Source organism: Anaerobacillus sp. MEB173, assembly GCF_052119505.1.
In the GTDB taxonomy this organism is placed as follows: domain Bacteria; phylum Bacillota; class Bacilli; order Bacillales; family JBJMAU01; genus JBJMAU01.
Map to the genome: position 1 here is coordinate 50,282 of NZ_JBJMAU010000018.1, position 9,975 is coordinate 60,256.

13 protein-coding genes are annotated in these 9,975 nt (G+C 36.0%); 9 read left to right on the forward strand and 4 right to left on the reverse strand.

Annotated elements, in window-relative coordinates:
- Nucleotides 1-47: 47 nt before the first annotated feature.
- The gene (purU, locus tag ACJ2A9_RS20200) at nucleotides 48-923 is read right to left on the reverse strand and encodes a formyltetrahydrofolate deformylase (RefSeq protein ID WP_441423497.1); all 876 of its coding nucleotides are present in this window, start codon (nucleotides 921-923) and stop codon (nucleotides 48-50) included.
- 247 nt (nucleotides 924-1,170) lie between these two features.
- Between purU and ACJ2A9_RS20205 the strand changes: the two genes are divergently transcribed.
- Nucleotides 1,171-1,956 (forward strand): phosphotransferase, encoded by a 786-nt coding sequence (locus ACJ2A9_RS20205; protein WP_441423498.1) that lies wholly within the window; start codon nucleotides 1,171-1,173, stop codon nucleotides 1,954-1,956.
- A 234-nt stretch (nucleotides 1,957-2,190) separates the two neighbouring features.
- Here the strand turns inward: ACJ2A9_RS20205 and ACJ2A9_RS20210 are convergent, their stop codons facing one another.
- Nucleotides 2,191-2,442, reverse strand: coding sequence for a YtzH-like family protein (locus ACJ2A9_RS20210; protein WP_441423499.1), 252 nt, complete (start codon nucleotides 2,440-2,442; stop codon nucleotides 2,191-2,193).
- Between the two features lie 127 nt (nucleotides 2,443-2,569).
- On the reverse strand, nucleotides 2,570-3,397 hold the full coding sequence (locus tag ACJ2A9_RS20215; RefSeq protein WP_441423500.1) for a hypothetical protein: 828 nt from the start codon (nucleotides 3,395-3,397) through the stop codon (nucleotides 2,570-2,572).
- 193 nt (nucleotides 3,398-3,590) lie between these two features.
- On the opposite strand from ACJ2A9_RS20215, the gene ACJ2A9_RS20220 reads away from it, so the two are divergent.
- Both ACJ2A9_RS20220 and trmB read left to right on the forward strand, forming a co-directional pair.
- Nucleotides 3,591-3,956 (forward strand): hypothetical protein, encoded by a 366-nt coding sequence (locus ACJ2A9_RS20220; RefSeq protein WP_441423501.1) that lies wholly within the window; start codon nucleotides 3,591-3,593, stop codon nucleotides 3,954-3,956.
- A gap of 30 nt (nucleotides 3,957-3,986) precedes the next feature.
- Nucleotides 3,987-4,634 carry a tRNA (guanosine(46)-N7)-methyltransferase TrmB gene (gene trmB / locus ACJ2A9_RS20225; protein ID WP_441423502.1) on the forward strand — a complete coding sequence of 216 codons (648 nt, stop codon included), beginning with the start codon at nucleotides 3,987-3,989 and terminating at the stop codon, nucleotides 4,632-4,634.
- Between the two features lie 65 nt (nucleotides 4,635-4,699).
- Here trmB and ACJ2A9_RS20230 read toward each other — a convergent pair whose 3' ends face one another.
- On the reverse strand, nucleotides 4,700-5,014 hold the full coding sequence (locus tag ACJ2A9_RS20230; RefSeq protein WP_441423503.1) for a PepSY domain-containing protein: 315 nt from the start codon (nucleotides 5,012-5,014) through the stop codon (nucleotides 4,700-4,702).
- Between the two features lie 305 nt (nucleotides 5,015-5,319).
- Between ACJ2A9_RS20230 and queD the strand changes: the two genes are divergently transcribed.
- The 6 genes from queD to ACJ2A9_RS20260 form a co-directional block, all read left to right on the forward strand.
- Nucleotides 5,320-5,796 carry a 6-carboxytetrahydropterin synthase QueD gene (gene queD, locus ACJ2A9_RS20235; RefSeq protein WP_441423504.1) on the forward strand — a complete coding sequence of 159 codons (477 nt, stop codon included), beginning with the start codon at nucleotides 5,320-5,322 and terminating at the stop codon, nucleotides 5,794-5,796.
- A complete protein-coding gene (locus ACJ2A9_RS20240; protein WP_441423505.1) occupies nucleotides 5,789-6,517 on the forward strand; it encodes a 7-carboxy-7-deazaguanine synthase QueE in 729 nt (242 codons plus the stop codon). The genes queD and ACJ2A9_RS20240 overlap by 8 nt, the downstream gene beginning before the upstream one ends.
- 2 nt (nucleotides 6,518-6,519) lie before the next feature.
- Nucleotides 6,520-7,206 (forward strand): 7-cyano-7-deazaguanine synthase QueC, encoded by a 687-nt coding sequence (queC, locus tag ACJ2A9_RS20245; RefSeq protein ID WP_441423506.1) that lies wholly within the window; start codon nucleotides 6,520-6,522, stop codon nucleotides 7,204-7,206.
- 130 nt (nucleotides 7,207-7,336) lie between these two features.
- Nucleotides 7,337-8,410: a M42 family metallopeptidase gene (locus ACJ2A9_RS20250; protein ID WP_441423507.1), complete on the forward strand. Its 1,074-nt coding sequence runs from the start codon at nucleotides 7,337-7,339 to the stop codon at nucleotides 8,408-8,410.
- A gap of 166 nt (nucleotides 8,411-8,576) precedes the next feature.
- Nucleotides 8,577-9,407, forward strand: a complete 831-nt coding sequence (sigI, locus tag ACJ2A9_RS20255; RefSeq protein WP_441423508.1) for an RNA polymerase sigma-I factor — start codon at nucleotides 8,577-8,579, stop codon at nucleotides 9,405-9,407.
- Between the two features lie 253 nt (nucleotides 9,408-9,660).
- Nucleotides 9,661-9,975: hypothetical protein (locus tag ACJ2A9_RS20260; RefSeq protein WP_441423509.1), on the forward strand; the 315-nt coding region annotated here is incomplete at its 3' end.

Consider the following 9,975-nt stretch of genomic DNA (forward strand, 5'->3'; position numbering starts at 1 on the left):
TTCCTTCGATGGTTTTTTGTATTTGTGAACAAACCGATTGTGTTTTCTTAGGAGAAGACGATCGTTTTGTTGCCGTGAACGAGAACTTTGTCTTCTGTAAACCAGGCAACTGCTCTAGCTAGTGCAATTCGCTCAACATTTCTGCCGGCAATCTTTAACTGTTCTGGAGTGTAGCGGTGATTTACTCTTAATACATCTTGTTCAATAATCGGACCTTCATCCAAATCATTTGTTACAAAGTGTGCTGTTGCTCCGATTAATTTTACACCACGATCGAAGGCCTTTTGATATGGATTTGCACCGATAAATGCAGGTAAAAATGAATGATGGATATTAATGATCTTCTTTGGAAATTGCTCAACAAAATTTGCAGATAAAATTTGCATGTAACGAGCAAGGACAATAAAGTCAATATTATTTTCTTTAATTAACTGGATCGCAGCATTTTCTGCTTCAAACTTTGATTCTTTCGTAACCGGAATATGGTAAAATGGAAGACCATAAGATTCAACAGCATCACGCAAATCATTATGATTGCTAATTACCATGGCAACATCTACAAGTATTTCTTCTGATTGCCATTTCCATAATAGATCCTGAAGACAATGATCCTCTTTTGAAACAAAGATAGCCATCCTCTTAATTTTCTTTACACTTGAAAAGTTCCATTCCATAGAAAATTGTTCAGCAATTTCAATGAAGCTTTGTTTTATTTTTTCAAAGTCTTCGTCAAAGTTGATAAGATCAAACTCTACTCTCATATAAAACATGCCACCCTGAGGGTCTGTTGTATATTGATCAGATTGGACAATGTTAGCGTGGTTCTCTGCCAAAAAAGTTGAGACAGCAGAAACAATTCCAGGTCTGTCCAAGCATGAAATTAATAGTCGGGCTCTATTTTGATTTCTAAGATTAAATGTCATAATGTAACATCCTCCGAGTTTATCTAATATTTTTACTAATACTCAATATATATAAAATTTCACAAAATAAAAAGAGTTAACTGCATTTATTTTTATATTTATTATAGTTTAATGCTTACGTCTTGTATTTTTTCGTATGATCTTTGTATAATTTACGCTATACTAATAATGGTAGCGGAAATTATGGTGAATTCCATTAATATAATGGATAGGCTCATGAAGAAATGAAGGAATCGAGGGTGACATCGTGGAATTTTTTTTGGGTGATGGTTGGCAGATAAGCCCAGCCGGTGGTGCGACTGGAGAGGCTTATATAGCACAACAAGGAGAGCAAAAGCTGTTTATTAAACGTAACTCATCACCGTTTCTTGCTGTTCTTTCGGCAGAGGGAATTGTCCCAAAGCTGTTATGGACGAAGCGGTTAGAAAATGGTGATGTGATCACAGCGCAACGGTGGGTAAAAGGTCGAGAATTAAAACCTTTTGAGATGCAGGAAGAACCAATCGCCAAGCTTCTAGGGAAAATTCATCGTTCAGTAGAACTCCTCGAAATGTTTAAAAAAATAGGGAATGTCCCGTTGACACCAAGTCATATTATAGAGGATTTATTAAAGCTCCTTATGGTTGGTCCTGTTAGAAACGATCTTGTTGATCAAGCTATGACTTTATTAATGGAACAATATAAAGACATTGAAACGGGTGAAATGGTCGTATGTCATTGTGATGTGAATCATAATAACTGGATTTTAAGCGAGAAAGACGAATTATATCTTATTGACTGGGATGGAGCAAGAGTTGCTGATCGAGCGCTTGATCTAGGGCTTTTGTTATATTGGTACATTCCAAGAGACAAATGGGAAGAGTGGCTTCATAGCTACGGGATACCGTTAACAAATGGGCTATTAAAGAAAATGCATTGGTATGTTGTCTCTGAAACACTCTATGTCATTATTTGGCATAATAAACGAAAACAATATAAAGAAATGAAATATTGGATGGAGTACTTGCATGACTTAGTAAACAATAAATCATAAGGAAAACGGACCCATTGGAAATTTTGGTCCGTTTTTTTATGTGCAATGTTTTGTTGATATTCGAAATGTGACGATTCAGCTACACATATTGGTTGTTGACTCTTATGAAAGGCACATTTGAGCAGTATTTGCTGTTCTTCGCCAACTCTCGGCAATGACAAGTCTGTTTGAGAAATATTTCCTGGGGAATCAGCTAGAATTTTGTATAGTGAACAGTTTTCTTCTGTTACTGCATTATTTCGTTTCTTCAATCATTGTAATCCAATTGTCAAAGACAACGTCATCTTGAACCATACTTGTCCCTTGGTTTGAATATTGTTCGATACTCATTAATGTTTGTTTAAGGTTAGGGTCAATACTTTCATTATTAATTAATGATTCGGTTAAACGTTGAATTTGATTATACTCATCACTCGTGCCGTAATGTTCATACTTTTGATTCTTGAGAATATCAATTAATAGCGAAAGCTGGTGTTGATAATCCATAGCACCTTTCACATCCTTTTTTAAATGAAATCAGTCTTACTATATCGTTAGTTAGGATGTGTACAAAAAAGGAAATTATCCCCTCGATCTAAACGAATCAACAAAAAAAAGCAGACACTTTATATGTCTACTTTGATGATGGATTTCCTCGTATTGCTTCTGGTAATTCCCAGTTCGCGATAGCATTTAGATGTACAGCTGTTACATATTGATCGTATTCAAGGTTTTTAAAGATTTTTTCAGCAATTTTTTGCCGGTGCTGTGGGGAAGTGAATTTCATTTTTTTTGTTGTTTTTAGTAATTGCTCCAGTTCTACGAATAATCGTCCATAATATGGCTGTAATAAAGCTTTGTATTTTTTGTAGTTTGTTTCGTCTACATGGTATAAATAAAACATTTTATTGAGTAGATACAATCCCAATTCATGATTGTACGGGCTTACTTTTTTAAGACTAGGCAGTGTTGTGGGAGTTTTCAAAATGTCGTTCATAATTTCTGCTTCCCGTTGAATGATTCGGTAACTCTTCCTGATCAGGCGTTTTCCTATAACAATGTCTTCTAACGTTTGCTGAAGATCATCGATAAAAACTTTTATAAGTTCCGGGGTTTGGTGAAGATAAAGATAACGTTTGAACTTCTCTCGGTCAAATAAGTGAATTCGCTCTAATTCCGTAGCAATAGCCATATCCATAATTTCATTTGAATATTCTTTTATATCCTTTGTTCCTGCAATAATAATTGCTCTATGACTGTCAAACAATGTTGAAGTTGCTTCACCATATGTAGCAGCAATAGGATGGAGGTTGCCACTAATAATTGTAATTGGCAACTTTGCTTGAGCTTGTAAAAAACTCTCATATGTTTTTTCGGAAATAAATAATTCAAGACTTTCTCCATAATTTGTTACATAATAGGGGATTGTATAACTGAAAACAGGTTGTGGTTGGTTTAGCATACGAACACTCCATTTACAAAGGTATAGTTAAACGATAGCAAAATTTTAACAATAAGGAAAGTTAGTCGTGAACTTATCGTTACCTTGGGTCATAAATTGTAGAAAAACATTGTTATATGTCTATTTGACGCTTACGCTTTTTTACTTTTCATGGTAAAATATCTACGGTTAACAGTAAGAGGGGGAGAGGAATTTGTCAATATTCACAGATGAAATTATTGAGCAAATTTATCTGGATACAAAAAATAGTGTAAATGATGTAGTGATTAATAAAATTGAATTAAAACAGGAAATTTTAATGTTTGACTCAGCTATGCAGCATGTGAAAGATCATCCATGGAGAGAAACGAAAGTAACGAAAGCAATCAAAGATACGACAAGCCGTTTATATAAAAATATCCATAAATCCTTTGTTGGCCCTGATCCAGAAGAAGATTATAAAGATGTCATTGTCTGGTCTGTTGCTGATAAGCTTTATGTGACAGCTGCAATCGACCATAACCCTGATCTTAGCGTGAAGTGGGATGTTGTCGTGTATGATCAAGAGCAAGAAATTTGAAAATGAACCTTAGAAGAGGAAGTGAGTCGTTTGCGTTTGCGAAATAAACCAGGGGCAAAGCAAGAAATTCTGGCAAATCCTGATGTTGTGATTGCTAACCCTGAAGAATATCGTGGAAAATGGTCCGCAATATTTGGGAATTCAAATCCCATCCATATCGAAGTAGGTACAGGAAAAGGAAAATTTGTAACGGAGATGGGACAAGCTCATCCATCGATCAATTATATAGGGATTGAAAAGTATGATAGTGTCATTATTACAGCGATGGAACGTGTCAAAGAAAGTGGAGTACAAAATGTCAAATTGCTAAATGAAGACGTTAGCAATTTAGCTGAATATTTCGCTGATGAGGAAATATCACGCGTATATATTAATTTTACTGATCCGTGGCCGAAGAATCGCCACGAAAAACGCAGACTTACGTATAAAGACTTTGTCTCGTTATATGAGAAAGTACTAATAGAACAAGGCGAAATTCACTTTAAAACGGATAATCAAGGATTATTCGAATACTCTCTTCATAGTTTCTCAAAGTATGGTCTAATATTAAATAACGTAAGTCTGGATCTTCATAATAGTGATTATGAAGGCAATATTATGACAGAATACGAGCAGAAGTTTTCAGGAAAAGGAATGCGCATTTATCGCCTTGAGGCACAGTTTCGCCCAAAAGGGTAAAGAGAATTAATAAAAGGACAAGAGAGCACTTCAATATGAAAGGCTCTCTTGTTGTTTGTTATCAATTAATTTGACTGCGAAGTTAACTCTAAAATTGTTCCAGTAGCGGCATCGACGACAAAATCAAATTGAACATCTTCTTGACCTTGTGTGCTAGAAATTCCCCCGCGGTAAACGGTATATTCTAGTTGATCCTTTGTTAATGTTTCTGGAATCATATGAATCCATGACCCATCAATTGTTACACGAGTTTTTAATTTCTCTTTAACAATTCGTAATGCTTTTTCAGGGGAGACTGTTTCTTTCGTGATGCTTGAACGTACGACAAGACCAGCAATAAAACCGATACCGATTCCAAATGCAATTCGTTTTAAGCCCATAGCTCTTCCGCCTTTCACCTAACGTAATGATACTCTTAGTATACAAAAGAATAATCCAATTTCCAAACCTTTCCCTTTTGTTTGGACGTTTGATTTGTTATGATATTAATGATTATTTTGAGGGTTCGTAATTCCCACCCCTCAGAAAACAAAACTAGGGAGCGTGAAATCTATAAACTTGTCATTGGTGCAAGACTCCCAGGACGAAATGGGAGCTTTTTTCCTGTCTAGCTCCGGCGCCTGTGTTTTTCTTGTTTCGCGTCTATCCCCATAATGGAATATCATCTTAGGAAGGGGAAATTCAAGTGGAATTTCAAATACCAAAAAAAGTAGAAAAAATTGATGAAGATATACAGCGTCACGAATTAAAATATCATCACAAACGTGTCGGCATAACTAAAGAATTTACGTTTGATGCGGCACACCACCTTCATTGTTATGATGGAAAGTGCAAAAACCTCCATGGTCATACGTATAAATTGGTCATTACAATAAGTGGTTATGTGAATGATATCGGAATTTCAGTTGATTTTGGTGACGTAAAAAGAATATATAATGAAGTAGTAAAAGCACAGCTTGATCATCGCTATCTAAATGAAGTTCTGCCTAATATGAATACAACAGCAGAAAATATGATTGTCTGGATTTGGGAAGAGCTGGATAAGCGTCTTGTTGAAGAAGGACTAAAGAAACTAGGTCATCGAATTGAAGAATTAGTTCTCTATGAAACACCTACGAGTTATGCAACGATGAAAAGAGAATGGATGGAAATTGATGAGTAATTGGACGGAATTTAAAGAATCAGATTACTTAGACTGGAAGCTGCCCATGGTTGAAATCTTTGAAACGGTTGAAGGTGAAGGAAGTGCTGCCGGTCTGCCAACGATTTTTGTACGTGTTTTTCATTGTAATCTCCGTTGTACTTGGTGTGATACACCATACAGCTATGCACCGGCAAAGCCTGAGTATGAAGCAACCATTGCTGAAATTATTGATCGAATTAAGCAATATTCGAGTAGACGAATTTGTTTTACAGGTGGAGAACCGCTAATTCATGGCGAAAAATCGGCAGCCTTGCTGTTAGCGATGGCTCACCTAGAACATATTGTTGATATTCATGTTGAAACGAATGGTGCGATTGACCTGGAGCCATTTACAAAACTTCGTGAGGACATCCCGGCTCTAAACAAGAAAGTCCGCTATGTGATGGACTTTAAGTTGCCAGGTTCAGATGAAATGGATAGGATGATCGTAACGAATTTTAACTTTTTGGGTGAAAAGGATGAAATAAAATTTGTAATAGCTGATGACGAAGACTTTCAGGCAGCAGTGATTGTTGTCCGGAGCAATGTTAAAAAAGGACAAGTTCTCTTTAGTCCAGTTTGGGAGACTATGCCGCCTAAGAAACTCGTTGGAAAAGTGTTAGCTGAGAAACTCGTTGATGTAAAAGTAAGCTTGCAGTTACACAAAATTATTTGGGATCCAGAAGAAAGAGGGGTATAGCGATGAAGAAAGCTGTTGTTGTGTTAAGTGGGGGCTTGGATAGTACAACATGTATGGGAATTGCTAAAGAGCAAGGGTATGACCTTTACCCGATTACCTTTCAATATGGTCAGCGTCATGATCGGGAAGTTGAGCAGGCGCGAAAAATTGGTCAATACTATAAGGTAAAGGATCACCGTTTTGTTGATATTAGTTTTCTTAATCAAATTGGCGGCAGTGCCCTAACGGATCAATCGATTGAAGTCCCTACAGAGGGTGAAGGAGACGAAATTCCAGCTACTTATGTACCGGCTAGAAATATGATTTTCCTCGCCTTAGCCAGTGCTTATGCTGAAGTCATTGGGGCTGAAGCAATTTATATAGGTGTATCAGCTGTGGATTATAGTGGGTACCCTGATTGTCGTCCAGAATTTATTGAGAGTATGAACAAAACTGTGCAATTGGCGACAAAGGCTGGAGCGACAGGGAATACATTAAAAATTGAAACGCCACTTATTGATTTAACGAAATCAGAAACTGTAAAAGAAGGCTTGCGCTTAGAGGTTCCATATCACCTGACTACTTCTTGTTACCTGGGTGATGAAGAAGCTTGTGGAAAGTGCGACAGCTGTCAGTTGCGTATTAAAGGATTTAAAGAGGCAAACTCCAAGGATCCAATACCTTATCAAATTCCAATTGAATGGTTCTAAATATAAGAGCAGTCAACTATATCTAGAGAGTTGGCTGCTTTTTATTTATACTTGAAAAGTGGTATCTTTATATAGATTTGAGTAGAATAGGTAATGATACATAGACAAAGAAAACAGGAAGGGGTTACATATGAATCAGGAGACACTGCAATTATTTAAAACATTAACCGAATTACCAGGAGCACCTGGATTTGAACATGAAGTACGTCGTTTTGTTCGAGGTGAGTTAGAAAAATATAGTGATGAAGTGATTCAAGATAATCTTGGCAGTATCTTTGGTGTGAAAAAAGGTGCGGAAGACTCTCCGAAAGTTATGGTTGCCGGACATATGGATGAAGTTGGATTTATGGTCAAGAATATAACCGATAAAGGTATGATACAATTTCAAACATTAGGCGGTTGGTGGAGCCAAGTATTACTCGCCCAGCGCGTGCAAGTAATTACTGATAAGGGACCAGTTATTGGCGTTGTAGGTTCAATTCCCCCCCATCTATTAGAAGAACCACAGCAGAAAAAACCAATGGAGATTAAAAATATGTTTATCGATATTGGTGCTGATGATAAAGAAGATGCCAAACGAATTGGAATAAAGCCTGGCCAACAAATTGTTCCAATCTGTCCTTTTACTCCAATGGCAAATGAAAAGAAAATCATGGCGAAAGCTTGGGATAACCGTTACGGTGTTGGTTTAGCCATTGAGTTGCTTAAAGAATTGAAGAGCGAAACACTGCCAAATACACTCTATTCAGGAGCAACTGTTCAAGAAGAGGTAGGTTTACGAGGCTCTGCAACATCAGCAAACATGATAAAGCCAGACATTTTTTACGCGCTTGATGCTAGTCCTGCAAATGATGCAACAGGAGATAAGGACGCATTTGGAAAGCTTGGAAAAGGGGCATTACTACGTATTTTTGATCGAACAATGGTAACACATCGTGGTATGCGTGACTTTGTTTTGGATACAGCAGAGTCAAACGATATTTCCTATCAATATTTTATTTCACCAGGTGGAACAGATGCTGGCCGTGTTCATATGTCAGGAAACGGTGTACCATCGGCAGTCATTGGTATTTGTTCACGTTATATTCATACAGCCGCTTCCATCATTCATATTGATGATTACGCTGCGGCAAAAGAGTTGCTTATCAAGTTAGTGAAGTCTACAAATAAATCAACTGTGGATAGTATAATTGGTAATGCTTAACTTACATGGTGTGATGATAAAGAAGATCCCATTGACGGATCTTCTTTTTTATATATGTACGAGATTAAGTTTACATTGTAATCTGATTAAAATTTTGTAACAAAAACAAACAAAACGTCACAAAAACACACTAAAGTATGTAAAAGTGTGAAATGAGTCTAGTAAATTGTCGGAACGAATAGACGCTACGTTAGTTACTTGGTATGATCCTTTACATACAAAAAGTACAGCTAGAAATGTATTGAGGTGTATAACAATGGAGATGTATTCCAAGTTACCTAAAAGCATATTGCAATCAAATCAATTAGAAGAACGAGTAGCTAAAATTCAATCAGGCGATGAAAGATTACGAACAAAGGTATTAGAGCAATATCAACCTTTTATAAAAAAAATTACATCTAAAGTATGTAAAAAATATATTGATCAAAACATGGATGAGTATAGTGAAGCATTGTACGCATTTAATATTGCTATTGATAAATATAACCATAATGTAGGTGTTCGTTTTCTCTCATTTGCCTCAGTAGTCATTAGGCAAAAGGTGATTGACTATATCCGTAAGGAAACAAGACAAGTTAAAGTTACATTTTTTGATCAAAGAGATAAAATGGATGTCAATGATGGGGAACCGTCGTTTATTGAACAACAGATTTCTATCGAGAAATATGAACAGCAAATACAAAATGAGCAGCTAGCTCATGAGATCGAAGAATATAGTAAGTTATTGAACGATTATGGCATTACGTTCCAAACACTCACCAAAAAATGTCCGAAGCATAAGGATGCCATAAGAAATATGAAAAATATTACGAGTCTTATAGTAGAGGACCCGGAATTATCTAGAATATTACTAGAAAAAAAACAGCTTCCAATCAATGACCTATTAAAGCATGCATCGTGTAGCCGGAAAACAATCGAGCGTAATCGAAAATATATTATCGCCTTAGCATTAATTTCATTAGGAGGATTTCAACAATTGAAATCTTATATTAATTAGTTTAAAGAAAAGCAATGGTCCACAGGGCCATTGCTTTTTTTGACATTATGATTAAAACTTTCATATTTCGATAAAAAATATTCTTAGTTTGGTAATAGTTTGATCATATTTATTGTTTAAAGTTAAGGACAAGCAATAATAATCACTATTGCTAGCTTCTAAGAAGGGAGGTTATGAGATTATAGTATAACTAAAAAAATGAATAATGGCAGATGATAGATAAATTCTTTTTATAAATGAGGAGGAAGAAAAAATGGTAAAAAAACGAGAAATAAAATCAAATAAAGCAGGTGTCTCTAAAAAGGTTTTACCTTTAGTTCTCTCTACGTCAATGTTAGCCAGTACATTTATAGCAGCGGGTGCTCCAGTTTTAGCAGATGAATTGGAAATAGCTGAAAAAAATCATGGTCAAATTGTGTCAGAAGCAGCTTCCTCAATTCCAGGATCTTTTGAAAAAGGAAAAATTATAAGTGAACTTGCAAAAAGCAATAAAGACCAGTCAAGTGTGATAGAAGATGGCCTAGAAGATGAAGGAACAGAAGCAGAAGAAGATGTCTTAGAAGATGAA

Bases quoted from the DNA above. Each gene is read 5' to 3' on its own strand.
- ACJ2A9_RS20210 (WP_441423499.1), bottom strand. From the start codon at position 2,442: ATGGATTATCAACACCAGCTTTCGCTATTAATTGATATTCTCAAGAAT.
- ACJ2A9_RS20230 (WP_441423503.1), bottom strand. From the start codon at position 5,014: ATGGGCTTAAAACGAATTGCATTTGGAATCGGTATCGGTTTTATTGCT.
- queC (WP_441423506.1), top strand. From the start codon at position 6,520: ATGAAGAAAGCTGTTGTTGTGTTAAGTGGGGGCTTGGATAGTACAACA.
- ACJ2A9_RS20250 (WP_441423507.1), top strand. From the start codon at position 7,337: ATGAATCAGGAGACACTGCAATTATTTAAAACATTAACCGAATTACCA.
- ACJ2A9_RS20240 (WP_441423505.1), top strand. From the start codon at position 5,789: ATGAGTAATTGGACGGAATTTAAAGAATCAGATTACTTAGACTGGAAG.
- ACJ2A9_RS20215 (WP_441423500.1), bottom strand. From the start codon at position 3,397: ATGCTAAACCAACCACAACCTGTTTTCAGTTATACAATCCCCTATTAT.
- purU (WP_441423497.1), bottom strand. From the start codon at position 923: ATGACATTTAATCTTAGAAATCAAAATAGAGCCCGACTATTAATTTCA.